Annotated in this window: 20 protein-coding genes; 11 read left to right on the top strand and 9 right to left on the bottom strand. The window is 68.7% G+C overall.

What is annotated here, in order from left to right; genetic code table 11:
* Positions 1 to 23: 23 nt before the first annotated feature.
* On the bottom strand, positions 24 to 1,856 hold the full coding sequence (locus ACFWXQ_RS34355) for an endonuclease/exonuclease/phosphatase family protein (protein ID WP_383954172.1): 1,833 nt from the start codon (positions 1,854 to 1,856) through the stop codon (positions 24 to 26).
* A gap of 382 nt (positions 1,857 to 2,238) precedes the next feature.
* On the opposite strand from ACFWXQ_RS34355, the gene ACFWXQ_RS34350 reads away from it, so the two are divergent.
* A complete protein-coding gene (locus ACFWXQ_RS34350) occupies positions 2,239 to 3,666 on the top strand; it encodes a hypothetical protein (protein WP_383954174.1) in 1,428 nt (475 codons plus the stop codon).
* Between the two features lie 245 nt (positions 3,667 to 3,911).
* Here the strand turns inward: ACFWXQ_RS34350 and ACFWXQ_RS34345 are convergent, their stop codons facing one another.
* The gene (locus ACFWXQ_RS34345) at positions 3,912 to 4,094 is read right to left on the bottom strand and encodes a hypothetical protein (RefSeq protein WP_200399042.1); all 183 of its coding nucleotides are present in this window, start codon (positions 4,092 to 4,094) and stop codon (positions 3,912 to 3,914) included.
* A gap of 340 nt (positions 4,095 to 4,434) precedes the next feature.
* Here ACFWXQ_RS34345 and ACFWXQ_RS34340 point away from each other — a divergent pair, with 340 nt between their 5' ends.
* Entirely contained in the window at positions 4,435 to 5,910 is a 1,476-nt protein-coding gene (locus ACFWXQ_RS34340; protein ID WP_383954785.1) for an alkaline phosphatase PhoX, read from the top strand.
* Positions 5,911 to 6,013: 103 nt separating this feature from the next.
* Positions 6,014 to 6,934: a LysR family transcriptional regulator gene (locus ACFWXQ_RS34335; protein WP_383954787.1), complete on the top strand. Its 921-nt coding sequence runs from the start codon at positions 6,014 to 6,016 to the stop codon at positions 6,932 to 6,934.
* 19 nt (positions 6,935 to 6,953) lie between these two features.
* Here ACFWXQ_RS34335 and ACFWXQ_RS34330 read toward each other — a convergent pair whose 3' ends face one another.
* Entirely contained in the window at positions 6,954 to 7,724 is a 771-nt protein-coding gene (locus ACFWXQ_RS34330) for an SDR family oxidoreductase (RefSeq protein WP_383954789.1), read from the bottom strand.
* A gap of 692 nt (positions 7,725 to 8,416) precedes the next feature.
* On the opposite strand from ACFWXQ_RS34330, the gene ACFWXQ_RS34325 reads away from it, so the two are divergent.
* From ACFWXQ_RS34325 to ACFWXQ_RS34290, 8 genes are all read left to right on the top strand, one after another.
* Positions 8,417 to 10,000 carry a TROVE domain-containing protein gene (locus ACFWXQ_RS34325; protein ID WP_383954791.1) on the top strand — a complete coding sequence of 528 codons (1,584 nt, stop codon included), beginning with the start codon at positions 8,417 to 8,419 and terminating at the stop codon, positions 9,998 to 10,000.
* Between the two features lie 77 nt (positions 10,001 to 10,077).
* Positions 10,078 to 11,457, top strand: coding sequence for a hypothetical protein (locus ACFWXQ_RS34320; protein ID WP_383954793.1), 1,380 nt, complete (start codon positions 10,078 to 10,080; stop codon positions 11,455 to 11,457).
* Between the two features lie 18 nt (positions 11,458 to 11,475).
* Complete coding sequence (locus tag ACFWXQ_RS34315; RefSeq protein WP_383954795.1) at positions 11,476 to 12,123, top strand: GntR family transcriptional regulator; 648 nt, start codon at positions 11,476 to 11,478, stop codon at positions 12,121 to 12,123.
* 17 nt (positions 12,124 to 12,140) lie between these two features.
* Positions 12,141 to 13,157: a 1-aminocyclopropane-1-carboxylate deaminase gene (locus ACFWXQ_RS34310; protein WP_383954797.1), complete on the top strand. Its 1,017-nt coding sequence runs from the start codon at positions 12,141 to 12,143 to the stop codon at positions 13,155 to 13,157.
* 230 nt (positions 13,158 to 13,387) lie between these two features.
* Positions 13,388 to 14,428 (top strand): LacI family DNA-binding transcriptional regulator, encoded by a 1,041-nt coding sequence (locus tag ACFWXQ_RS34305; protein ID WP_383956770.1) that lies wholly within the window; start codon positions 13,388 to 13,390, stop codon positions 14,426 to 14,428.
* A 152-nt stretch (positions 14,429 to 14,580) separates the two neighbouring features.
* Positions 14,581 to 15,861 (top strand): ABC transporter substrate-binding protein, encoded by a 1,281-nt coding sequence (locus tag ACFWXQ_RS34300; protein ID WP_383956767.1) that lies wholly within the window; start codon positions 14,581 to 14,583, stop codon positions 15,859 to 15,861.
* A 1-nt stretch (position 15,862) separates the two neighbouring features.
* Positions 15,863 to 16,897, top strand: coding sequence for a carbohydrate ABC transporter permease (locus ACFWXQ_RS34295; protein WP_383956764.1), 1,035 nt, complete (start codon positions 15,863 to 15,865; stop codon positions 16,895 to 16,897).
* On the top strand, positions 16,887 to 17,765 hold the full coding sequence (locus ACFWXQ_RS34290) for a carbohydrate ABC transporter permease (protein WP_383956761.1): 879 nt from the start codon (positions 16,887 to 16,889) through the stop codon (positions 17,763 to 17,765). Before ACFWXQ_RS34295 ends, ACFWXQ_RS34290 begins: the two co-directional genes overlap by 11 nt.
* Before the next feature lie 96 nt (positions 17,766 to 17,861).
* On the opposite strand, the gene ACFWXQ_RS34285 is transcribed toward ACFWXQ_RS34290, so the two are convergent.
* The 6 genes from ACFWXQ_RS34285 to ACFWXQ_RS34260 form a co-directional block, all read right to left on the bottom strand.
* On the bottom strand, positions 17,862 to 19,073 hold the full coding sequence (locus tag ACFWXQ_RS34285; RefSeq protein WP_383944567.1) for a TerD family protein: 1,212 nt from the start codon (positions 19,071 to 19,073) through the stop codon (positions 17,862 to 17,864).
* 105 nt (positions 19,074 to 19,178) lie between these two features.
* Positions 19,179 to 19,400, bottom strand: a complete 222-nt coding sequence (locus tag ACFWXQ_RS34280; RefSeq protein WP_383944504.1) for a hypothetical protein — start codon at positions 19,398 to 19,400, stop codon at positions 19,179 to 19,181.
* Between the two features lie 258 nt (positions 19,401 to 19,658).
* Positions 19,659 to 20,648: a zinc-dependent alcohol dehydrogenase family protein gene (locus ACFWXQ_RS34275; RefSeq protein ID WP_383944507.1), complete on the bottom strand. Its 990-nt coding sequence runs from the start codon at positions 20,646 to 20,648 to the stop codon at positions 19,659 to 19,661.
* Positions 20,645 to 21,526 (bottom strand): carbohydrate ABC transporter permease, encoded by an 882-nt coding sequence (locus tag ACFWXQ_RS34270; protein ID WP_383944510.1) that lies wholly within the window; start codon positions 21,524 to 21,526, stop codon positions 20,645 to 20,647. Before ACFWXQ_RS34270 ends, ACFWXQ_RS34275 begins: the two co-directional genes overlap by 4 nt.
* The gene (locus ACFWXQ_RS34265) at positions 21,523 to 22,461 is read right to left on the bottom strand and encodes a carbohydrate ABC transporter permease (protein ID WP_307525834.1); all 939 of its coding nucleotides are present in this window, start codon (positions 22,459 to 22,461) and stop codon (positions 21,523 to 21,525) included. Before ACFWXQ_RS34265 ends, ACFWXQ_RS34270 begins: the two co-directional genes overlap by 4 nt.
* Positions 22,458 to 23,828: an ABC transporter substrate-binding protein gene (locus ACFWXQ_RS34260; protein WP_383944515.1), complete on the bottom strand. Its 1,371-nt coding sequence runs from the start codon at positions 23,826 to 23,828 to the stop codon at positions 22,458 to 22,460. The genes ACFWXQ_RS34265 and ACFWXQ_RS34260 overlap by 4 nt, the downstream gene beginning before the upstream one ends.
* Between the last annotated feature and the right edge of the window lie 89 nt (positions 23,829 to 23,917).

Raw genomic sequence — 23,917 nt, 5'->3', positions numbered from 1 at the left:
CGACTACGGGCTTCCTGTGGTGACTACGGGCGGAACCGCAGCACCTGCGGGTCGTGGTCGCTGATCTGGTCGGAGAACTCCGAGTTGATGTGCACGCTGTCGTACGTGAAGTCGCAGTCCTTGCGGATCGACGGGCTGATCAGGATCTGGTCCAGGACCTGGCTGTTGCCCTGGTAGTCATAGCTGTAACGCTCGCTCTTCGGAAGGGACTTGACGGCCGACCACAGGGCGCCGTCGTCCTCCAGGAGCTTCGTCGTCGTCGAGAACTCGAAGTCGTTGATGTCGCCGAGCGTCACGACGTCCGCGTTCTTCTGCTTGGCGAGGATGTCCTTGACGAAGGCGTTCACCGCGGTCGCCTGGAGGTGGCGCTGGGTCTCCGAGCTGCGGGCCGGCGGCTGGAACTGCGAGTGCAGCGACTGGTCGCCGCCCTTCGACGCGAAGTGGTTCGCGATCACGAAGACCGACTTGCCGCGGAAGGTGAACTCGCCCGCGAGCGGCTTGCGGCTGTTCGTCCACGCGGTGTTCGCCGGGTCGATACGGCCCGGCGAGACCGTGAGCTGCGCCTTGCCGTGGACCTTCGTGACGCCGACGGCCGTCGTGGCGTCGCCGCCCGCGCGGTCCACGAACGACACGCGCTCCGGGTTGTAGAGGAACGCCTGACGGATGTTGCCGCCCGGCTCGCCGCCGTCCGCGAGGTTCACCGGGTCGATGGAGCGCCACTCGTACGCCGGGCCGCCCGCGGCGGCGATCGCGTCGATCAGCTTCTGCATCGTCTGGTCGGCGGCGACCGTGCCGTCGTTCTTCGCGCCGTTGTTGTCCTGGATCTCCTCCAGGGACAGGATGTCGGGCGACTGGAGGTTGTCCACGATCGCGGCCGCGTGGGCGGCGAACGTGGCGTCCGTCGGGTCGAGGTTCTCGACGTTGTACGTCGCCACCGCCAGCTCCGAACGCGACTGCCTGCGCGTCGTCTCGCGCTCCAGGCCGCCGGCCTTCACCGTGCCCAGGGTGCGGGCGGTCAGCGTGTAGCCGCCGAACTGGGTGTAGTCGAGCGGGCCTTCGGTGGTGCCCTTGAGCGTGTCACCGACGTTGGCCGTCGGGAACGGCTCGGTGGCGGTCGGGATCAGCGACTGGATCTGCAGCCGGCCGGTGTTCTGCGAGGAGTACGCGCCGTACACCGTGCCACCGCGGCGGTTCGGGTTCTCGTGCGGCTTGACCGTCACCCACAGCTCGGAGAACGGGTCGGTCGCGGTGACCACCCGCGAGGAGCCGATCGCGACGTTCATGCCCTCCAGCGACTCGTAGTAGTCGAGGGCGTACTTCTTCGGCCGCAGCGTCAGACCGTTGACCGAACCGCTCGCCGCCGCGTCGCCCTCGGGCGCGTACGCGTCCGGTACGGAACGGCTGTTGATGACGGTGGCCTTGGGCAGCGCGTTGCCGCTCGACACCACCGTCACCGTCGGCCGGGTGATCTCCGTGACCGACTGGTTGCCGGAGGAGGCGCCGCCCGGCACGAACTCCGTGACCGTGCCCGAGACGGTGACCGAGTCGCCGACGGCGACCTTCGGCGTGGAGCTGGTGAAGACGAAGATGCCCTCACTGGTGGCCGGGTTGTCGTCCGCGGACGGACCCTGGATCCAGAAACCGCGGGACGAACCGTAGGTTCTCGTGCCCGTCACGATGCCGGCCACGTCCGTGACCTGCTGACCCGCGAGCGGGGACGTACGGGTGGAGCCCTGGATGTCGTGGACGGCCACGGCATCCGCGTGGGCGGGCGAGGTGACGACCACAGCGGAGACCGTGGAACAGACGGCGGCGACGGTGAGCGCGGCTATGCGTGCGGAAGACTTGCTCGGCAACGGGATCCCTCCGGGGACATGCGTGGGCGCCGGGACGAGGGTGGCGCGGTGAACGGACGAGGGTGGAGCTGTGGAGCGAGGACGGACGAAAGCAGGGGTTGAGCCGTAACCGGTGGGGCGGTCCGTGACGCGCGTAGAAGCCGCGGCGGACTGCTACTCGCGAGTTTCTACGCGCGTCAATCTCGTGTCTGGCCACGGCACTTGTCAAGGTTTCCTGAGTTAACACTTCTGACAGGTTCATGAACCGGGCGGCATGGGTCCAAATCCGTCTAGGCTGAGGCTGCGTGTCCGGGGCGGCCGGCAGGCGTTTTCCCGGGCGGCCCGCGGGCCTCGTGTACGTCCGAGATGTACGCCCGAACGTTCGTCCTAGGAGAACCAGCCGATGTCAGACAGTTCCCCCCTGCCGCCGGTGCGTCTGCACTCCGAAGCGGAGCTCGCGCGGGACGCCCTCGCCACGCCGCTTCTCTCGCGTGCCGTGCGGCTCGCCCGCTGGGCCGGTCCGGAGACCAGGGTCGGGGCCGGCGGCGAACTCGTCGAGGAACAGCTGCCGGCCGCCGCCGCGGAGCTCCGCCTCGACGGCGGGGACGCCGCGGCCTACGCGAGCGAGGCCTGGCGGGTCGCCGTCGACACCGGGCTCGTCGAGGTCGTGGACGAGGAGGAGGGCACCGTCACCGCGGGCGCCGACCTGGCACTCGTCCTCTCCGGAGCACCGCAGGACGTACTGGGACTGTGGCTCGGCGCCCTGGAGACGGTGCTGGCCGACGCCAGTGTGCCCGACCTCGACGACCTCGTGGAGGCCATGGGCGAGGGCGGCGAGGTCGACTTCTCCCAGCTGGACTGGGATCCGGAGGCCGAGGCGGAGTTCCTCGACGGGGTCCTCGGCAACCTCTACCTGCTGACCTCCAGCGAGGACGGTCCCGGCGACGGCCCGGTGCCGCTGCCCGCGCTCGCCGCCTCGATGATCGTGCCGGACGACATGGGGGAGCCCACCAACGACGTCCTGGAGCAGGTGTCGGACGCGATGATGCGGCTCGACGACCAGTTCCGGCTCCTTGAGCCGATCGGGCTCGTCGACTTCCAGCCCGTCGACGAGGCCCTCATGGCCGACGCCGACGAGGAGCCCGCGGCGCCGGTCGACGACACGGACGTCTCGCGGTACGGGATGGTGCGGCTCACCCCCCTCGGGGTGTACGGGATCCGGGCGCGGCTCCTCGAAGCCGGGTTCGCGGCGCCCGCGGTGGGCGACCTCGCGGACAAGGGGGCGGACGTACTGCTCGACGGCACCTCCGCGTTTCCGCCGGCGGCCGCGCAGGCCGAGACCGAGCAGTGGCTCGACCGGCGTGAACCCCTTGCCGCGGCGCGGGAGTTGCTCGCGGCGGCGAAGGGTTCCGACGCGGGGGCGCCGCTGCGGCGGCTGCGCTGCCAGCAGGCCCTTTCGCTGGTCGGTGCGGAGGCCTCGCCCGCGCTCCGTGAGGTGCTCGACGATGCCGAGCTGGGTGGGCTCGCGCGGGTCTGGCTCACCGAGCGGGGGGCCTCGGACGTGCCCGCGCCTTCCGAGGGGATGGTGTTCTGGCTGACCGTCGACACGATTGCCGCGCAGCTGGCCGCGGAGGGGAATTCCGCGGAGTTGCAGGCGCTTGTCGAGGGGCTTGCGGCGCAGCACGGGTCGTTCTTCGCGGCGGCCTGGCGGGTGGATCACCCTGCTACGCCGGATGTGCTGGAGGCGATGGGGCGGCTGCATCCCGACAAGAAGGTCGCCAAGGAGGCCCGGAAGGCGGCGTTCAAGGCTCGGTCGCAGCAAGGGGGGTAGGGGGGTTTTCTTCGCCCCCGCCGCCCCTACCCATTCCCATCCCCTGGGGCTCCGCCCCAGACCCCGTGGGGTGCGTTTTCGGGCGCGGGCCGTCGTGGGTTGCTCGCGCAGTTCCCCGCGCCCCTAAAGGCCTAAAGACCCAGGGGCGCGGGGAACTGCGCAGTCTTTTGGGGGTTCGGGGGCGGAGCCCCTGAGTCAGTGACGGGAATGGGTAGGGGCGGCGGGGGCGAGGGGAAACCAGGGCGTCAGGGCTCGTCCTCGCCCATGGCCAGGACTCGGACCGGGATGCCCTCCAGTTCGTCGGGGACCACGTCCTCGGGGCGGAGCCGGTCGCGGGGAACCTTGCGGGTGACGAAGACGACGATGACGTCCTCGCCGGACTCCTCGTCGCGCCCACTGCCGACCCCGCTCACATTGGCCAGCGCCATCAGCCGTTCCTCATGGCGGTGGCTTGCCTGACGCGCGTCCACTTCGGCTCGCCTCCCATGGGTCGTACGGGTCCTTGGTATGGAGATTATTCCGGCCAACAGTTCGCATGCGAGGACTGATGGGCCGTACGGGGCGGCATTGCTCCGGACGGGCGGAAGCGGCTGGATCCCGCCGGATCCGGCCGGATCCAGCCGGATTCATGCAAGCGGGCCCTGGGAAGTCGGTCCGCGTTCAACCGGCGTTCAGTCACGGGCGGGACGGTGTGCCCGACAGTCGGGTCCGCCACCCCCACGCGTCACCGCCTCGCCACGGTCACACTCCACCGTCACAGGAGACAGCATGTCGCTCACCCGCAGGGACTTCGCCAGACGATCCGCGATCACCGGTGCCGGTGTCGCCCTGGTCGGCAGCGTCGGCGCACTCGCCACCGCGCCCGGCGCCCTCGCGTCCACGGACACCGAGACCACGGGCGATGCCGACGACGATGCCGACTATGCCGACCACGCCGACCGGCACGGCGGAGCCGTCGGCTACGGCCCGCTGCTGCCCGACCCCAAGGGCGTCCTCGCGCTGCCCGCCGGGTTCCGGTACCGCGTCATCACGTACAGCGGGAAGACCAAGCTGGAGTCGGGCGAGTTCACCCCCTCCAACCACGACGGCACGGCCACCTTCGACGGCCCGCGCGGCACGACCCTCCTCGTCAACAACCACGAGCTGAAGGGCCCGCGCGCCAACTGGAAGTACCCGGTCCCGCTGACCGAGGGCCTCGTCTACGACCCGGCCGCGTCCGGCGGCTGCACGGTCGTCGAGGTGCGTCCGGGCGGCGCGGTCGCCGAGTGGGTCGGCATCGCGGGCACCTCCACGAACTGCGCGGGCGGCAGCACCCCCTGGGGCACCTGGCTCACCTGCGAGGAGAACTCCGACCGCGCCGGCGTCAACGGCATGACCAAGGACCACGGCTACGTCTTCGAGGTCGACCCCTCCGACCGGCGCGCCAACCGCAACCCCAAGCCCCTGAAGTTCTTCGGCCGCTACGACCACGAGGCCGTCGTCATCGACCCCAAGCGCGGCCACGCCTACCTCACCGAGGACGCGGCCGGCCCCAACGGCCTCTTCTACCGCTGGACCCCGCCCAAGGGCTTCCACTACGGCCCCGGCAGGTTCCGTACCCTCGCCGACAACGCGGGCGTGCTCCAGGCGCCCAAGTGCTACGACTCCGGCGGCCGCCCGGTCGACGACCTCTCCCGCGCCACGAAGATCGGCACGGTGTACGGCGTCGACTGGGAGGACGTCCCCGACCGCGACGCGAAGACCGTCGACGTGCGCAAGCAGTTCGGCCCCGGCGAGGTCACCCGCGCCCGCAAGCTCGAAGGCATGTGGTGGGGCGACGGCGGCGCGTACATCGTCTCCTCGTACGCCCGTGAGGAGAGCCCCGTCCAGCACGACGGCCAGGTCTGGTTCTACGACCCCAAGCGCCGCACGCTGACCCTCAAGGTCCTCCTCGGCGTGAACCCCGACCCGTCCAAGGACGGCGCCTTCGACGGCCCCGACAACATCACCGTCTCCCCGTACGGCGGCCTCGTCATCGCCGAGGACGGCGAGGGCGTCTCGCACCTCTTCGGCGCGACCGACAGCGGCCGTACGTACCCCATCGCCCGCAACGACCTCAACATCGGCACCGAGGCGGAGCCCGAGTTCAGCGAGTTCACCGGCGTCACCTTCTCGCCCGACGGAAGGACGCTGTACGCCAACATCCAGGAGCCGGGCATCATGCTGGCGATCACCGGTCCCTGGCGGCGTCAGAAGCGCGGCTGAGCCCCGTCTCGTACGCAAGGCTCCTGGACGTGGAGTAAACCCGTCCCCTTCCGTGTTGTAACACCTATTACAACGTGGGAAACGTGGGAGGGGACGGGAGTCCATGAGCCTTCGTCAGTACGAGTACGCCCTGGCCGTTGCCGAGGAGGGCTCGGTGACGGCGGCGGCGGAGCTGTTGCACGTCGCTCAGCCGTCGGTGTCCCAGCAGATCCGCGGTCTGGAGCGGGAACTCGGCGTGCAGCTCTTCGCCCGCACGCCCACCGGACTGGTGCCCACCGTGGTCGGCCGCGCGTTCCTGCGGGAGGCGGAGGTCGCGGTCAGCGCGTCGCGGAGGGCGAGGGCGACGGCACGGGCCGGTGCCGACGAACTGGTGGGCGAGCTGGTGGTCGCGGCGCAGATGGGCTTCGGCACGCGGCAGCTGCCGGGCGCCCTGGGCACGCTGCGCCGCCGCTTCCCGCGGCTGGAGGTCACCGTCTTCGAGGAGCCGAGCTCCGCCGAGCTGGAGCGGCTGTGCCGCCGTGGCGTGTTGAACCTCGCCCTGATGGCGGCGTGCGAGCGGAGCCCCTCCGAGGCCCATCACCTCGGCGACGAGAAGTTCGTCGTGGTGCTGGGCGCCGGGCACCGGCTGCTCGCCGCGGACCGGGTCGACCTGCGCGAACTGGCGGGGGAGCCGTGGGTGAGGTTCGACCGCGACAGCGCGCTCGACGGCGTGCTGCTGAACGTGCTGCGGAACAACGATCTGACCCCGACCACGGCCGCCCGCGTGTCCCAGACCGCGACGGCCGTGCGCTGGGCCGCCCACGGGCTGGGAGTGACGCTCGTCCCGGCCTCCGCGGTGCCCCACGGCTACGAGCATCTCGTGCGTCCGGTGTTCCCGGTCGTGTCCCAGCCCGTCATCGCCGTGCTCCGGCACGGCGCGGGCCCGGCGGAGACGGCCCTGCTCGACCTCCTGCGCGAGGAGACCTGGTCCGAGTCCGCCTCCTTCTCACCTTCATTCCCACCCTCCGCCGCACCTGTGTCCTGACGGACGAAATTCGTCGGCGTCAGCCCCTGGGGAATTCGCCGCCGTCCATGACGAGATTGCTTCCCGTCATCCAGCTCGCCCGGTCGGACACGAGGAACAGCACCGCGTTGGCGATGTCGTCGGGCTGACCCTCGCGCCCCAGCGGCACCGTGCTGTCGTTCTGGCCCTGCGTCGGGTCCAGGCGCGCCCACTGCTCCCGCGTCAGTTCGCCGCCGGGGGTGGCGGTTCGGCCGGGCGTCACGGTGTTGACCCGGATCCCGGACGGGGCCAGCTCCAGGGCCAGGCCCCGGCTGTAGTTCTCCAGCGCCGCCTTCGCCGCCGTGTAGTGCAGGAACGGGGGCGGCGTGGCGGTGACCGCGGCCGAGGAGACGTGCACGATCACCCCGGAACGCCGTTCCCGCATCCCCGGTACCAGCAGCGAGTCCAGCCGCACCGAGGCCAGGTAGTTCAGGTCGAGCTGGTCCTGCCACTCCTCGTCGGGGATGGCGGAAGTGCTCGCGTACGGTTGCGCCCCGCCCGCGTTGTGGACCAGGACGTCCACCCCACCCAGCACCTCCTGCGCGGCCGCGGCGAGCGTCTCCGCGCCGGCCCGTGTCCGCACGTCGGCCGTCACGAAGGCGGCCCCCTCCGGCACCGTGCTCGTCGTCGACCTGGCGGTCGTGAGCACCTCGGCGCCCGCGTCCAGGAGTTGGCGCACGATGGCCGCTCCTATTCCGCGAGAACCACCTGTGACCAGGGCCCGCTTTCCCTTGAGTTCTTGCGTTCCCGATCCGTTTTCGATCGTGGTCATGCCGCCTGCTCTCTCGATTGTGTATTCGTCCGCTCGGTGAGCATCTCGTCGAGCTGTTTCACCGTACGTTCGGAAAAGAACGAGGAGCAAAGACCAAAAGTGAGCAGCTGCCATAGGGAGTTCCTATGGCAGCCCGCTCACCCCGGCGAACCTCGGGCCCCCTTCGGCTCGGGGACCCTGCCCGGAGGCGACCTGTCCGGTGCGCCCGTACGAAATAATCGTTCGCCCGGCTCGCGGTACGCGCCCTAGAGTGATGAACGTCCAGGTGCGAAGGCAGGACCTACTTCCACTGATAATGGGGCGGCCGCGGGTTCGAGTCCCGTCACCGGTACAACGCGCCGGTGTAGCTCAGGGGTTAGAGCACCTACGTCGGTTCCGCCGGCCTTGAACTCTGGACACCACAACTTCATGCACCTCCCGGTGCGATGGCGGCGGCTACTTCTCTTTCAAAGAATCCAGGCCGCCGCCGACTTGATCTCGGGAGGCGCAGCAAATGGTGTGTGCCCGGTGCGCAGGCTGCGGTTACTTCAGGGATCAGAGGGTTGCGGGTTCAAATCCCGTCATCGACTTCGGGTCGGTGTAGCTCAATCCGGTAGAGCATCCGATTAAGTCCGTCGCCGACTCCCGACCTCGGGCACGCTCCATTTGCTGTGTCTCCCTCCGAAACACCACTGAATTCGGGGGAATTCACCATGGCGCGATTCAACACCAAGGCGGCGAAGGCCCAGGGCACTTCGCGGGTCACCTCGACCGGGCGCGTACTGCGCACGTACGAGGGCGGCCGCGGCCGTGAGCGCGACGCACATTCCGAGCTCTTCCTGCTCGCGATCGCCAACCTCGTCTCGCAGAACACCTTCTACGAGACCGGCGACGCCCGGGACGACCGGTTCGCCGCGCTCGTCCGTGAGCTGGCCGTCGGTGACCCCTCGTGGACGGCGAGCATGCTGGCCTGGCTGCGCGGCGAGGGCAACATGCGGACCGCGTCCATCGTCGGCGCCGCCGAGTATGTCAAGGCGCGCCTCGACGCGGGCGCCACGGACGGCCCGGCGAACCGGCAGGTCGTCGCCTCCGTGCTGCGGCGCCCGGACGAGCCCGGCGAGCTGCTCGCGTACTGGACCGCGCGGTACGGCCGCAACATCCCCAAGCCCGTGAAGCGCGGCATCGCCGACGCCGTACGCCGGCTCTACAGCGGCAAGTCGCTGCTGAAGTACGACACGGCGTCCAAGGGCTACCGCTTCGGCGACATCCTCAACCTCGTGCACGCGGCACCGGACCCGGACAAGCCGTGGCAGGGCGACCTGTTCCAGTACGCGCTCGACCGGCGGCACAACCCGGACACCGCGGTCGTGCCCACGTCGCTGCCCGTCCTGGCGGCCCACCGTGACCTGATGGCACTGCGGCCCGCCAAGCGGCGCAAGGTGGTGACCGGTGCGCACGGCGCGCAGCGCCTCGCGGACGCGGGCATCACCTGGGAGGCGCTGGCCGGCTGGCTGCAGGGCCCGATGGACAAGGCGGCCTGGGAGGCCGTCATCCCGTCCATGGGTTCGATGGCCCTGGTGCGGAACCTGCGCAACTTCGACGAGGCGGGGGTCTCGGACGAGGTGGCCGCCCAGGTGGCCGCCCGGATCAGTGACCCCGCGGAGGTCGCGCGTTCTCGGCAGTTCCCGTTCCGGTACCTCGCCGCGTACCAGCACGCGCCTTCGCTGCGCTGGTCGTACCCGCTGGAGCAGGCGCTCGGTCACTCGCTGGCCAATGTGCCGGCGCTGGGTGGCAGGACGCTTGTGCTCGTCGACCGGTCCGGGTCGATGTTCTTTTCGCGGCTGTCCGACCGCTCGGAGCTCAACCGGGCCGACGCGGCGGCGATCTTCGGCACGGCGCTCGCGCTGCGGGCGGCGGACGCGGATCTCGTCGAGTTCGGCACGAGCAGCAAGCGGGTGAAGTTCCGTCAGGGCGAGTCGGTACTGAAGGTGCTGGAGCGTTTCGGCGACCTCGGCGGGACGGATACGACCGAGGCCGTCCGCAAGCACTACAAGAAGCACGACCGCGTGCTGATCGTCACGGACGAGCAGGCCACGTACAGCCACTACGGCGACCCGACCGAGCAGGTTCCGGCGCATGTTCCCGTCTACACCTGGAACCTCGCCGGATACCGGGCCGGCCACGGGCCGTCCGGCGCGGGGAACCGGCATGTCTTCGGTGGCCTCTCGGACGCCGCCTTCCGGATGGTCCCGCTGCTTGAGGGCGCCCGGGACGCGGAGTGGCCCTGGGCGGCCTGAGGGACGGCAAGGGGTGGGCTCACACTCAGGTGCGAGCCCACCCCGGGCAGGACCATGACCATGAGAGGGGCTGGAGCGTGGAGGAGCGGCAAGGCCCGTACTTCGAGACGTACGACGCCGATTTCGGGCTCAGCGGGCTGACCGAGAGGTTCGCCGACGCCGCGGTGCTCGACGGTGAGGAGGCGGCACTCGGGCTCGTCACGGCGAAGATCGTCGAACACGAGGACAAGACGCCCGTCGACATGTCGGGGATCGAGCGGCTCGGCGAGGACGAGCGACACAGACTCGGGTTCGACGTGTTCCACGACGACTGGGGGTATGCCGAGGAACTCCGTGCGGACCTGCGGAGACTCCTGGAGTCCCCGTTGCCCGACGAGGTACTCCGCGTGGTGTGGTCGGCCGCCACGGGGAACGCGTGGGACCCGGAGGTACATGGGATCGGCATACGGGACTGGCTTGTTCGGGTCGACGAGACGTGCGCGGCGCATCCGCCTCGGTCGATGGTCGGCCGGAAGCCGTCCCCGTCATGGCAGTTCTGGCGTCTTCCCGTCGCGGACGGCGCCGTACGGGACGCGGTCCTGGCGGAGATCCGGTCGTCCGCCGACGAACTCGCCGCTCCCGGTCTGGTGCCGGCGCTGGAGGAGATCGCCGGCCGGGCCGACCTCGATCTCGGGTTCAGGCTCTTCCTGCGGGCGTTGAAGACCGCCTCCGTGCCGGTCGCCGAGGAACGTTTCCACCGGTTCTGTGATCTCGGCGAGCCTTTCGGCTACCACATCGGAGTCATCCATGACGGGCTCACCATCGTGTGGCGGCCCCTGGACGTCGCCCGGCGTCTCTTCGAAGGAGACTTCGGGTTCTCCGAGCTGGCCGGGCAGTTCGACCCGATCTGGGAGCGGGACACCCCGACGGCCGAACTCCTCGGGACGACTGTCACCGCCGACGGATTTCGCACCCCCGGTGTCCAGGCGCTCGTTCTGTGGGAGGACACCGTCCGGCTGCTGCGGTCCCCGCTGTCCACCGGCACGATCACGACCCTCTGGTCGGCCGTGTCGAACGTGCACCCGGACCGCTTCGAATCCGGCGGAAGAGACTGGCTCCGGCGGATCGCCGATGCGTGCGCGGCCCGCCTCTCGGACGTCGCTCCCGCGCACCAGCCTGTCCTGCCGGCCGTGCGAGGCGACCTGGTGGACGCCGTACTGCACGAACTCCGGGAAGCTGCACCCCTGTTGACCGACCAGTCCGCCACGGTGCTGGAGGAGGTCGTCACCCAGGTCGACTCCGACCTGGGGTACCGACTGCTGCTCCGGCTTCTGCACACCGCTTCGGGGTCGCTCACCGCCGAGCAGTACGCCCGCTGCGCAGCGCTCGCCGAACGGTTCGGTTACGGCGAGGACCTTGTTTCGGAGGCGGTGGAGCACCTCGCAGGTCCTTCTGGTCTTGTGTGCCGACCTCTGTGACATCTAACATTTCAATTCATGGGGACCATTCGGCCAGTGCCGCGCACCTTGCTCAGGGACCAGGCCTACGCATCGATCCGGGACGCCATCGTGGCCGGGGAGATCGAGCCCGGCGCCGTGGTGCGCGATGGTGAGCTGGCCGAGCGGCTCGGGTTGTCGCGGGCGCCTGTGCGGGAGGCCTTCTCGCGGCTCGTCGACGAAGGGCTGCTGGAGAGCAAGCCGCAGAGTTATACGCGGGTGACCTCGGTGGTGGTTGGGGAAGTGCGGGATGCGGCTGCCGTCGTCGGGGCCATGCATGAGCTCGTCGTACGGGTCGCCGTGCCTCGGTTGCGGGGGGCGGATGTGAACGCGATGCGCTCTGCCAACGCGCGGTTCGCTCATGCCGTGCGGGCGGGGGATGTGGACGCCGCGCTGCGTGCCGATGACGAGCTGCACGATGTGTTGGTGAGGGCGGGTGGCAACGGGGCTGCCGCGGCCACCATTTCGCGTTATACGCCGTTGATCCGGCGGCTGGAGCGGCGGCGGTTCGGTGAGGGCGGCAACTGCCGTTCCGCCGGGCTGCACGAGCAGCTCATCGAGGCGTGTGCGGATGGTGACGTGGACGAGGCCGTCCGGGTCACCGCGGAGATCTGGCGGGGCCTTGAAGGCCTCGTCGACGGTGAATGAATCCGGGAGGCCTGGTCATGTCCCTTTCCTCGTACGAGCGTTACCCCCTGCTGTTCGGACCTTCGCCCGTTCATCCGCTGGAGCGGTTGACCCGGCATCTTGGCGGGGCCTCGCTGTGGGCCAAGCGGGAGGATTGCAACTCCGGGGTTGCCTATGGGGGGAACAAGACTCGCAAACTGGAGTATCTCGTCGCTGACGCGCTTGCGACGGGGTGCGACACGCTTGTTTCGATCGGGGGCGTGCAGTCCAATCACACTCGGCAGGTTGCCGCTGTCGCCGCGAAGGTTGGGCTCAAGTGTGTGCTTGTTCAGGAGAGTTGGGTGGAGTGGCCCGACTCTGTTTACGACAAGGTCGGGAACATTCTCATCAGCCGGCTTGCCGGGGCCGATGTGCGGCTTGTGCGGGCCGGGTTCGGGATCGGGTTCAAGGAGAGCTGGGAGCTGGCTCTGCGGGAGGTTGAGGAGGGGGGTGGGAAGCCGTACGCCATTCCCGCTGGGGCTTCCGATCATCCGCTGGGCGGGCTGGGGTTTGCTGGATGGGCTTATGAAGTCGCCGAGCAGGAGCGGGAGTTGGGGGTTTTCTTCGACACCGTGGTGGTTTGCTCGGTGACCGGGTCCACTCAGGCGGGGATGGTTGCCGGGTTCGCCTCGCTGGAGGAGAAGGGTGGGCGGTCGCGGCGCGTCATCGGGATCGACGCGTCGGCCGCGCCTGCTCGTACCCGGGAGCAGATTGCCCGGATTGCCCACGGGACGGGGCAACTCATCGGTGTGGAGAAAGAGTTGACCCAGGCGGACGTCGAGCTGGACGAGCGGTACCACGCCGGGACCTATGGCATTCCGGACGAGGCGACTCTCGAAGCGATGCGGCTTGCTGCTCGTACCGAGGGGATGGTGACTGACCCTGTGTATGAAGGGAAGTCGATGGCCGGGATGGTTGATCTCGTGGGGCGGGGGGAGATCGAGGGGGGCTCCACCGTGTTGTACGCGCATCTTGGGGGGCAGCCTGCCTTGAATGCCTACAGCGCGTTGTTCTGAGGTCTTGCGCCGGGGGTTTGTTTGTGGTGAGCGGGGCCGTGCCGGTATGTCACGTTCGCGACTGCCGTGCGTACTGCCCTGGGTTTTGTGGTGGGCGTTTCCAGCGGGAGCCGTACGTCGCGAACGTTGACATACCGGCACGGCCCCGCCCCCTGTGCGTTTGCGGCTGCGGGGGGTTTGGGGGTGTTCCCTCGGTGGGTGTGTCTTGGTGGGCGGTTACAGTGCACCTCGTGCGGGGTGATGAGCGGCTGGGGTCGAGTGGCGGGCAGGCTGGTGGGGGGCGCCGGCGGGCCACCATTCATGACGTTGCCCAGATGGCCGGGGTGTCGCGGCAGACGGTTTCGCGGGCCGTCAATGACAAGGGTGAGATCGATCCGGGCACCAAGGAGCGGGTGCTGGAGGCCGCTCGGGTGTTGGACTATCGGCCCAGCCGGTTCGCTCGGGGGCTGGTGCGGAAGGGGACCGTGACGGTCGGTCTGGTGATTCCGGACCTGATGAATCCGTTCTTTCCCGAGGTGGCCGCCGGGGTGCTTGAGGCTGCCGAGCTGCGTGGGTGGCAGGTTGTTGTTTGGGACTCCCGTACCGATGAGGCTCGGGAGCGGGAGGCGCTCGATGTGCTGTCCCATCAGGCCGATGCCGTTGTCGGGTACTTCAAGAACGAGGACGACGTGCTGGCGCGGCGGCTGGGTGGTGTGCCGTTGGTGCTTCTGGAGCGTGGGCCGCAGCGGACTCGGTTCGGGGCCGTCGGGATTGATGTTGCCGGTGGGATGGAGCAGGGGCTCGCTCATCTGGTCCGGGCCGGGCATCGGATGATCGGGTTTCTGGACGGGGAGCGGAGTGAGGGGCCCGGTGAGCGCCGGGAGGCGTTTCTGCGCGAGGTGCGGCGGCATGGGCTTGCTGTCGACGACAGTTGGGTTGTGTTGTGCCCGGAGCAGAGTGTGGCCGGTGGTGAGGCGGGTGCGGAGCAGTTGCTGCGTGTTCGGCCGGAGGTCACTGGCGTGGTGGGCTTCAACGATCTGATCGCCGTTGGGGCCATGCGTGCCGCTCGGCGTCGGGGGTTGCGGATGCCGGACGATCTGGCCGTTCTGGGCTTTGACGGGCTTTCCCTGGGGGAGTTGGTGGAGCCCGCCCTTACTACCTTGCACATCGACAAGCGGCGGTTGGGGCGGCTGGCCGTCGAGCAGGTGGCTCGGCTGCGGGGTGGCGAGGAGCCGCTGAGCGGTGCGGATGCCTGGGTCATTCCCGAGCTGGTGGTGCGGGCTTCCGCCTGAGTTTCTCCACTGCAACAGATAGCGCTTACGCATGTCTTGACACTCATTTTCGGACGCCTCGATACTCGACGGCAACGTTCACGTGAACGTTCACGGAGCCCGACATCGTTGTCCCTCCCGAAAGTGAGTGCGCGCCTATGCCACACCGAACGATGTCTCGCAGGGGGCTGCTGGGGGCCTCCCTCGGCGCCGCGCTGCTCGGTCTGCCGGGGTGCGGAGCGGGCGATGGCTCGGCCTCCGCGGGCACCGATCACCTGAGCCTCTGGTACTGGAAGGGCTCGCTGAGCGACAAGCTGCTCGCCACCGCTCGGCGTGCCGTGCCCGGTGTGCCGGGGCTGAAGGTGAAGGGCTCTCAGATACCCGACGGGGACATCGACTCGAAGGTCCGTACGAGTCTTGCCGCCCGTGCCTATGTGCCCGATCTGACGGTCGTGAACTCCGACAACCTCGCCACTTTCTTTCCCGACGAGAACGAGTTTCTTGACCTGCGGACGCTGGGTGCCGGAGGTGTACGGGACGAGTATCTCGACTGGAAGTGGAAGGGGTGCTTCGCTCCTTCGGGGCGGATGATCGGCTTCCCTCTTGATGCTGGGCCGACCGCGCTCTACTACCGGCGGGATCTCTTCCGGCGGGCCGGGCTGCCCGACGAGCCGCAAGCCGTTGCCGAGGAGGTCTCCACCTGGGAGAAGTACCTCGCCGCCGGGCGGACGCTCCGGAAGGGGCCCGGCAAGCCGTATCTGGTGAGCAATATCGGCAACGTCTTCCAGCAGGTGCTGCTCCAGAGCCCCAAGCAGTTCGTGGACGCCGACAACCGCTTCATCGGCGACCAGGCACACATCAAACGTGCCTGGGACCTGTCCGTGGAGATACTCCGGCAGGGGCTCAGCGCCCGGATCGTGGACGGCACGCCCGACTACAACGCCGCCATGAGCGGGGGACGCGTCGCCTCGATGACCACGGCGGTGTGGGCCATCAACGGACTGAAGGACACCGCGCCGAAGACGTCCGGGGCCTGGCGGCTGACCACCATGCCGGACGGGCCCGCCAACTACGGCGGCTCGTACGTCACCCTGACCCGCTACTGCCGCGACCCGGAGGGTGCCTTCGCCTTCGTCAAGTGGCTGCTCGGCCCGGCGAACCAGCTCAAGAGCTACCAGGAGATGGCCCTGTTCCCCACCACTCCGGCCGCCTACGCCGACCCCGCGATGCACAAGCCCGACCCCTTCTTCGGCGGTCAGCGGCCCATCGACGTCTTCGGCCCGGCCGCCCAGAAGGCTCCCGTCGTCTACTTCAGCCCGTACGAGGAGACCGCCAACACCCCGTTCTTCCAGGAGCTGACCAACGTGGAAGCGCTCGGCAAGAAGCCCGACCGGGCCTGGCGGGACGCGGTGAACACCGCCGAGACCACGCTGACGCGAATGGGGGTGAGCTGACATGGCCACAGTCGCAGACCCGGCGGAGGCCGGCACGCCCGCGGTCGGCGGCGGAATGCGGGCGGAAGGGCGTCGCTCTCGTGCTACCGCTCCGGGCGGGCGTCGGCGTCATGGGCCGCCTCTTCTCGCCATTTCGCCGTTCTATGTGCTCTTCGCCGTTTTTGGCGCTTTTCCCGTGGTCTTCTCGCTGTATCTGTCCTTTCAGGACTGGGACGGCATCGGTGACATGCGTTTCGTGGGGCTCAAGCAGTACGGCTGGTTGCTTGAGGACTCGGTGTTCTGGCACTCGGTGCTCAACACCTTCGAGATCTGGTTCCTGTCCACGGTGCCGATGCTGTTCCTGGCCCTGGTGCTCGCGTTCCTGCTGCACTCGCAGGTTCGGTTCACCGGCGCGTACCGGGTGGCGTACTTCATCCCCAACGTCACCTCGATGGTCGCCATGACCGTCGTCTTCGGGTCGGTCTTCGCCCAGACGGGCCTCGTCAACTCGGCGCTGAGGATGGTCGGGATGGACGGCGTCGGCTGGCTGTCCTCCGAGTGGGGGATCAAGGTGTCCCTCTCCATCATGATCATCTGGCGGTGGGTCGGCTACAACGCCCTGATCTTTCTGGCGGGTCTCCAGGCCATTCCCACCGAGCACTTCGAGGCCGCCCGCGTCGACGGGGCGAACAGCTGGCAGACCCTCTTCCGGGTCGTGCTGCCGCAGTTGAGGCCGGTGGTCCTCTTCGCCGCGGTCACGTCCACCATCAACGGCCTGCAGATCTTCACCGAGTCCCAGGTGCTGTTCCAGTCGACCGATGTCGGAACCATCGGCGGACCGGGCCAGGAAGGTATGACCGTCGTGCTCTATCTGTGGCAGAAGGCCTTCAAGGACCACCAGTTCGGCTACGGGGCCGCGATGGGCTGGCTCCTCTTCGCGATCATCGCGGTCTTCACCCTCATCAACTGGCGGCTGGTCTCCGGATCCGACCGCGAGGACCGCGCCGGGATCCGGTCACTGCTGCGACGCAAGGGGGCCGCCCGCAATGGCCGTTGACGAGAGGGAGCGGACTACCGGTAGTGCGGGGCTCGCCATCGGCTCCGGCAGTCGGCTCACCCGGATCTGTGTGCGGGTGGTGCTGCTGCTCGGTGTGCTGATCTCGCTGTTCCCCTTCTACTGGCTGGTGGTGATGGCCTCCGGCACCACCCAGGACATCTACAGCTATCCGCCCAAGCTGGTGCCGGGACCGCATCTCCTGGACAACATGGGGCGGGTGCTCGACACCGTCGACTTCTTCGGCTCGCTGTTCAACACCGTCGTCGTCGCCGTGGTCGGGACCGCGCTGGTGCTGTTCTTCGACTCGCTGGCCGCGTTCGCCTTCGCCAAGTACGAGTTCCCGGGCAAGAAGTTCCTCTTCGGCGGCCTGCTGGTCACGTACATGATCCCCGCGCAGCTCTCCCTGGTGCCGCAGTTCGTCACCATGGCGGAGTTCGGCTGGGCCGGCTCACTGAAGGCGCTGATCATTCCCGGTGCGGCCAACGCCTTCGGCATCTTCTGGATGCGCCAGTACGCGCAGAACTCGCTGCCCGACGAACTGCTCGACGCCGGACGGATCGACGGCGCCGGTTTCTTCCGGCTCTACTGGCAGGTCGCGATGCCGTTGTTCCGGCCCGCGCTGGCGTTCCTCGGCATCTTCACCTTCATCAGCATCTGGAACGACTACATCTGGCCGCTGGTCGTCATGATCGACCCGGACCGGGTCACTCTCCAGGTCGCCCTGGCGAACCTCAACGTCCTCTACAACACCGACTACTCTCTGGTGATGGCCGGTGCGTTGATGAGCGTCGTCCCGCTGATCATCGTGTTCCTGATCGGGGCGCGGCACTTCCTCCGGGACCTTGCCGCGGGGGCCACGAAGATGTGATCCGGCCACGGAAGATGTGACCCGGCCACGAACGTGCGGGGCGCCCCCCATCGATGGGGGGCGCCCCGCACGTTCGTGGTGAGGTGCGTTGGTCGACTACAGCGCCTGGGCCGACGGCTTCACCATGCCGCGGACCGTGCGGGACTTGACGAAGTTCCCGAGGGCCGTCATCTCCCACTCGCCGGAGAACTGCTTGATGAGCTTGGCCATCATCACGCCGGTCTGCGGCTCCGCGGTCGTGAGGTCGAAGCGGACCAGCTCCTCGCCCGTGGCGGCGTCCAGGAGGCGGCAGTAGGCCTTGGCGACCTCGGTGAACTTCTGGCCGGAGAAGGAGTTCACCGTGAAGACCAGGCCGGTGACCTCCTGGGGGAGCCGGCCGAGGTCCACGACGATCACCTCGTCGTCACCGCCGCCCTCGCCCGTGAGGTTGTCGCCGGAGTGCTTGATCGCGCCGTTCACGATCGAGAGCTTGCCGAAGTAGCAGCTGTCGATGTGGTTGCGCTGCGGGCCGTAGGCGATCACGGAGGCGTCGAGGTCGATGTCCTTGCCCCGGTACGCAGGCTCCCAGCCCAGGCCCATCTTCACCTGGGAGAGGAACGGGCGGCCGCCCTTGACCAGGGACACGGTCTGGTTCTTCTGGAGGCTTACGCGGCCCTTGTCGAGGTTGATCTTCCCGGCACCCGGGGCCGGGGCGGCAGGTGCCGCCGGGGGCGCGGGCGGGGCCGCCGGAGTGGTGACGGGCGGGGCCGGGGGTGCCACCGGGGTCTGGACCGTGGGGGCCGGCGGGGCGACCGGGGCCGCTGCCGGGGCCGGCGGCTCCTCGACCGTCACGCCGAAGTCCGTGGCGATGCCCGCCAGGCCGTTGGAGTACCCCTGGCCGACCGCTCGGGCCTTCCATGCGCCGTTGCGCAGGTAGACCTCGACGATCACCAGGGCCGTCTCCGAGCCGAGCTGGGGCGGGGTGAAGGAGGCCAGTACGGAGTTGTCGTCGGCGTTGCGGATCGTCGCTGTCGGCTCGACGCCCTGGAAGGTCTGGCCCGCGGCGTCCGGGCTCGCGGTGACGACGATCTTCTCGATGCCCGGGGGCACGGCCGTCGTGTCGACCGTGATCGAGTCGGGGCTGGTGCCGCCGCCGGAGCGGTAGGTCACGCCCTGGCCGGTCGGCTGGTTGTAGAAGATGAAGTCGTCGTCGGAGCGCACCTTGCCGTCGGCGGTGAGCAGCAGGCCCGATACGTCGAGCCGCACCGGGGCGGCGACGTCCACCGTCACGCGGGTGACGGGGAGAGGGATGTTCGAGCCGGGGGTCATAGCTGTCATGCCCCGTGAACGACCGGGCCCGCTTTACCGTTCCCTTACCTGCCCGCCAATTGGGTCAACGCGTGTCTGTGCAGGTCAGAGGTGGTCAGGGGTGGTCTAGCGGCGGTTTCTGGGGTGGTTGCGGGCCGTTCGTTCGTTGCCGCGCTTGTAGTTGCCCGTCCAGCGGGCCATGACCAGTTGGGGGTCGCCGGATTCCACTTCCGCGAGGAACTGGGTGGCCCGGGGGCCGCGGAGGGTTGTGGCGGGGTGGGTGCCGTGTGTGATCGTCACGGTGCCGTCGGGGTGGTGGGCGTAGGCGAAGCCGTTTGGGCGGGGCATGGGGGGATGGTAGGGCGGCGGGGTGGGGTCGGCCCAAGGGTTTTTCGCCCCCGCCGCCCCTACCCATTCCCGTCACTTACTCGGGGGCCAGCCCCCGAACCCCCGCTCCTCAAACGCCGGAGGGGCTGAGATACCCAGGGGCGCGGGGAACTGCGCGACCAGCCCCCACCGGGCCCGCACCCGAAATCGCTGCGGACGGGGTCTGGGGCGGAGCCCCAGGGGACGGGAATGGGTAGGGGCGGCGGGGGCGAAATCCTCCTACGGGACCACCACGATCTTTCGGCCGACGCCCGAGGCGAACTGGTCCAGGGCCTGGGGGTACTGGTCGAGCGGCAGACGGTCGCTGATGAAGATGTCCGGGTCCAGGACACCTGTTGCGAACAGCTCCGCCGCTCGCTCGAAGCTATGGAGAACGGCCATCGAGCCGGTGATGGTGATCTCCTGGTTGTAGATGCGGTACGGGTCGATCGTGACCCGCGTCGCATAGTCGGCCACGCCGAACTGAAGGAACGTACCGGCCTTGGCGACCCGCTCAAGCCCGTCCTGGATCGCCGCCGCGTTGCCGGTCGCGTCGACGACGAGGTCCCACCCCTGAGGCCGGTCCAGTTCGTCGGCCCCGGTGGCGGTCGCGGAGACACCGAGCCGCTCGGCCGTCTCCAGCCGCTGCGGATTGATGTCGACCACGTCGACGCTCGCCGCACCCGTCCGCTTCGCCAGTTCCAGCATCATCAGGCCCATGGTTCCGGAGCCGTAGATCAGGACGTGGGAGCCCAGCCGGGAGTTCAGTACGTCGTAGCCGCGGACGGCGCAGGAGAGGGGCTCGACGAGGGCCGCGTCCTGGGTGCGGATGTGGTCGGGGAGTTTGACGCAGTTCGCCACGGGGGCCACGGCGTACTGGGCCGCGCCGCCTGCCGTGGTGACTCCGATGGCCGCCCACCGTTCGCAGAGGTTGTTGTGGCCCGTACGGCAGAACCGGCACTCGTAGCAGTAGAGCGAGGGGTCCACGGCCACCCGGTCGCCCAGCGACAGCTCGGTGACCTGGGTGCCCACCCCGACCACCTCGCCCGCGAACTCGTGGCCCGGCACGATCGGCAGCTTGGGAGCGAACTCGCCCTGGAGGATGTGCAGGTCGGTGCCGCACAGGCCGCAGGCGGCGACCTCGACGACGACCTCGCGGGGGCCCGGCGTCGGATCCGGGACCTCGGCCACGACGGCACGGCCCACGGACTCGATGACTGCGGCCTTCATTTCACGGCTCCCAACGAAAGGCCCTGGACCAGTTTGTCCTGGGCGGCGAACCCCGCGGCGAGCACCGGCAGGGAGATGACGAGCGACGCGGCGCACACCTTCGCCAGGAACAGGCCCTGGCTGGTGATGAAGCCGGTGAGGAAGACGGGGGCCGTCTCCGCCACCACGCCCGTGAGCACCCGGGCGAACAGCAGCTCGTTCCAGCTGAAGATGAAGCAGATCAGGGCTGTGGCCGCGATGCCCGGCAGGGCGATGGGGGCTACGACCCGGCCGAGGATGGTCGGTAGTTTCGCGCCGTCTATCTGTGCCGCCTCGATGATCGCCACCGGGACTTCGGAGAGGAACGACTGCATCATCCACACCGCGATCGGCAGGTTCATCGAGGTGTAGAGGATGACCAGGAGCCAGATGTTGTCCAGCATTCCCGTGTTCTTCGCGAAGAGGTAGATCGGCAGAAGGCCCGCCACCACCGGGAGCATCTTCGTGGAGAGGAAGAAGAACAGGACGTCCGTCCACTTCTTCACCGGGCGGATGGAGAGTGCGTAGGCCGCGGGGAGGGCCAGCACGAGGACCAGGAGCGTCGACGTCAGCGATGCCACCGTCGAGTTGATCAGTGACGGCCAGGGGCTCGCCCCGCCGCCCGTGCCGAAGAACTCGCGGTAGCCGTCGAGGGTGAGCGCGGCCCCGAAGGACGGCGGGTTGGTCGCCGCGTCCTCCTCGGAGTGGAAGGACGTCAGGGCCATCCAGGCGATGGGCAGGAAGAAGACGATCCCGGCCAGCCAGGCGACCAGGCCGAGGCCCCTTCCCCTGGAGCGGCGGGGGCCGGGGTTGCCGGCTTCGGTACTACGGGGGCGTACACGGATCGCGGTGGCGCTCATGCGCGGCCCACCTCCTCGCGGAACAGGGACGAGACCACGCGCAGCGCGAAGGTCGCGATGATGATCGAGCCGATGACGACCAGGACGCCGGCCGCGGAGGCGAGGCCGTTCTCGTGGGCCTGGTAGAAGCTCTGGTAGACGGTGTAGGGCAGGTTCGCGGTGCCCAGGCCGCCGGATGTGATGGTGAAGACCGCGTCGAAGTTCTGGACGATGTAGATCGAGCCCAGCAGGGCGCCCAGTTCGAGGTAGCGGCGCAGGTGGGGCAGGGTCAGGTAGCGGAAGACCTGCCAGTCGCTCGCGCCGTCCACCTTCGCCGCCTCGATCTGCTGGTGGTCGCGGCTCTGCAGGCCGGCCAGCAGGATCAGCATCATGAAGGGCGTCCACTGCCAGACGAGGGACATCTCGACGGCGAGCAGCGGGGTGTTGGAGATCCAGTCCGGCTGTGGTCCGCCCACATAGTGCAACAACCCATTGAGCAGGCCGTATTCAGGGTTGTAGAGCACATGCTTCCAGAGCAGGGCCGCCGCCACGGGGACCACGAGGAACGGCGCGATCAGGAGCGTACGGACCACTCCGCGGCCCCGGAACTTCCGGTCCAGGAGGAGGGCGAGGCCCAGGCCCAGGATCAGGCTGGCCAGGACGACGGTGACCGTCAGCAGGATGGTCGTCCAGACCGACTTGCGCAGGGCCGCGTCGGTGAGGACCTCGGTGTAGTTGCCGAAGCCCGTGAAGCTCCGGGCGTCCGGGTAGAGGGAGTTCCAGTCGAAGAAGGAGATCACCAGCGTGGCCACGAACGGGAGCTGGGTCACGGCGATCATGAAGATCAGGGCGGGGAGGAGCGGGGCCCGGGTCGCCCAGGCGCGCATGCGGCCCGAGGGACGCTTCTCGGTGCGTACGGATGGTGCGGCTATGGGAGCCGTTGTTGTGGCGGTCATCGTCCCTCGTACTCCTCGGCGATCTCCTCGGCCAGCTTCTGGGACTTGTTCAGGGCCGACTCGACGGACTGGCGTCCGGCGATGGCCGCGCTGATCTCCTGCGAGACCTTGGTGCCGAGATCGGTGAACTCGGGGATGCCGACGAACTGGATGCCGGGTGCGGGCCGCGGCTGCACCCCGGGGTCGGTGGGCCGGGCGCCCTCGATGGCCTCCTTGGTCATCTCCTGGAAGGCGCCGGCCTCCTTGCGGTAGTCGGCGTTGGTGTACGTGGAGGCGCGCTTGCCGGCCGGGACGTTGGACCAGCCGATCTCGTCGCCGACCAGCTGCTCGTACTCCTTGCTGGACGCCCAGGAGACGAACTTCCAGGCCTTGTCGGGGTTCCGGGACGCGTCCTGGATGCCCCAGGCCCAGGTGTAGAGCCAGCCGGAGGACTCGGTCTTCTCGACGGGCGCCGGCACGTAGCCGATCTTGCCCTTGACCGGGGACTTGGCGGACTCCAGGGAGCCGGCCGCGGACGTGGCGTCGTACCACATGGCGACCTTGCCCTGGGTCATGTTGTTGAGGCACTCGGCGAAGCCGGCCTGGGGTGCGCCCGCCTCGCCGTGGTCGCGGACGAGGTCCACGTAGAACTTCACCGCCTGTTCCCACTCGGGGGAATCGAGCCGCGCCTTCCAGCTCTTGTCGAACCAGGTGCCGCCGAAGGTGTTCACGACCGTGGTGAGCGGGGCCATGACCTCGCCCCAGCCGGGCAGGCCGCGCAGACAGATGCCCTTCATGCCCGACTCGGCGCCGTCGGCCTTGGCGGCGAGGTCGGCCACCTGGGTCCAGGTCGGGCGATCGGGCATGGTGAGGCCCTTCGCCTCGAACACGTCCTTGCGGTACATCAGGAAGGACGACTCGCCGTAGAAGGGCTGTCCGTAGAGCTTGCCGTCGTCCGCGGTGAGGGACTGGCGCATGGGCTTGAGGACGTCCTGCTCGTCGTAGGCCGGGTCCTTCGCGACGTACGAGTCCATCTCGTGCAGCCAGTCGTTCTTGGCGTAGATCGGTATCTCGTAGTTGGACAGGGTGGCGACGTCGTACTGACCGGCCTGGTTGGCGAAGTCCTGGCTGATCTTGTCGCGGACGTCGTTCTCCGGCAGCACGGTGAAGTTCACCTTGATGCCGGTCTCCTTGGTGAAGTGGGCGGCGGTGAGCTTCTGCAGCTCCACCATCTGCGGGTTGTTGACCATGAGGACGTTGATGGAGTTGCCACCGGAGCCCGCTCCGCCCGCTCCGGCCCAGCAACCGGAGAGCAGCGGGGCGAGCAGCGTCCCTGCGGCGGCCGCGACGAGCGTCGCGCGCGGCCTCCGTCGGCTCTGGGTTCGCATGGATCGCTCCTGGATTTTTCAGTACATATGGGATGACGCGGGGAGTGTGGTGCCTCTGTAGTGGGTCAGTTGGTTTTTCGAACTCTTTG

This window comes from Streptomyces sp. NPDC058697 (assembly GCF_042715345.1).
Taxonomy (GTDB): domain Bacteria; phylum Actinomycetota; class Actinomycetes; order Streptomycetales; family Streptomycetaceae; genus Streptomyces; species Streptomyces liliifuscus.
Note: the sequence above shows the minus strand (reverse complement) of the source record. Positions and strands in the feature narration are given on the sequence as shown.

What these genes read in the sequence shown, in the direction of transcription:
- ACFWXQ_RS34260 (WP_383944515.1), bottom strand. Translation starts at nt 23,828, where the DNA reads ATGCGAACCCAGAGCCGACGGAGGCCGCGCGCGACGCTCGTCGCGGCC.
- ACFWXQ_RS34280 (WP_383944504.1), bottom strand. Translation starts at nt 19,400, where the DNA reads ATGCCCCGCCCAAACGGCTTCGCCTACGCCCACCACCCCGACGGCACC.
- ACFWXQ_RS34330 (WP_383954789.1), bottom strand. Translation starts at nt 7,724, where the DNA reads ATGACCACGATCGAAAACGGATCGGGAACGCAAGAACTCAAGGGAAAG.
- ACFWXQ_RS34345 (WP_200399042.1), bottom strand. Translation starts at nt 4,094, where the DNA reads ATGGCGCTGGCCAATGTGAGCGGGGTCGGCAGTGGGCGCGACGAGGAG.
- ACFWXQ_RS34285 (WP_383944567.1), bottom strand. Translation starts at nt 19,073, where the DNA reads ATGACCCCCGGCTCGAACATCCCTCTCCCCGTCACCCGCGTGACGGTG.
- ACFWXQ_RS34290 (WP_383956761.1), top strand. Translation starts at nt 16,887, where the DNA reads ATGGCCGTTGACGAGAGGGAGCGGACTACCGGTAGTGCGGGGCTCGCC.
- ACFWXQ_RS34300 (WP_383956767.1), top strand. Translation starts at nt 14,581, where the DNA reads ATGTCTCGCAGGGGGCTGCTGGGGGCCTCCCTCGGCGCCGCGCTGCTC.
- ACFWXQ_RS34270 (WP_383944510.1), bottom strand. Translation starts at nt 21,526, where the DNA reads ATGAGCGCCACCGCGATCCGTGTACGCCCCCGTAGTACCGAAGCCGGC.
- ACFWXQ_RS34265 (WP_307525834.1), bottom strand. Translation starts at nt 22,461, where the DNA reads ATGACCGCCACAACAACGGCTCCCATAGCCGCACCATCCGTACGCACC.
- ACFWXQ_RS34325 (WP_383954791.1), top strand. Translation starts at nt 8,417, where the DNA reads ATGGCGCGATTCAACACCAAGGCGGCGAAGGCCCAGGGCACTTCGCGG.
- ACFWXQ_RS34275 (WP_383944507.1), bottom strand. Translation starts at nt 20,648, where the DNA reads ATGAAGGCCGCAGTCATCGAGTCCGTGGGCCGTGCCGTCGTGGCCGAG.
- ACFWXQ_RS34335 (WP_383954787.1), top strand. Translation starts at nt 6,014, where the DNA reads ATGAGCCTTCGTCAGTACGAGTACGCCCTGGCCGTTGCCGAGGAGGGC.
- ACFWXQ_RS34340 (WP_383954785.1), top strand. Translation starts at nt 4,435, where the DNA reads ATGTCGCTCACCCGCAGGGACTTCGCCAGACGATCCGCGATCACCGGT.
- ACFWXQ_RS34310 (WP_383954797.1), top strand. Translation starts at nt 12,141, where the DNA reads ATGTCCCTTTCCTCGTACGAGCGTTACCCCCTGCTGTTCGGACCTTCG.
- ACFWXQ_RS34295 (WP_383956764.1), top strand. Translation starts at nt 15,863, where the DNA reads ATGGCCACAGTCGCAGACCCGGCGGAGGCCGGCACGCCCGCGGTCGGC.
- ACFWXQ_RS34315 (WP_383954795.1), top strand. Translation starts at nt 11,476, where the DNA reads ATGGGGACCATTCGGCCAGTGCCGCGCACCTTGCTCAGGGACCAGGCC.
- ACFWXQ_RS34350 (WP_383954174.1), top strand. Translation starts at nt 2,239, where the DNA reads ATGTCAGACAGTTCCCCCCTGCCGCCGGTGCGTCTGCACTCCGAAGCG.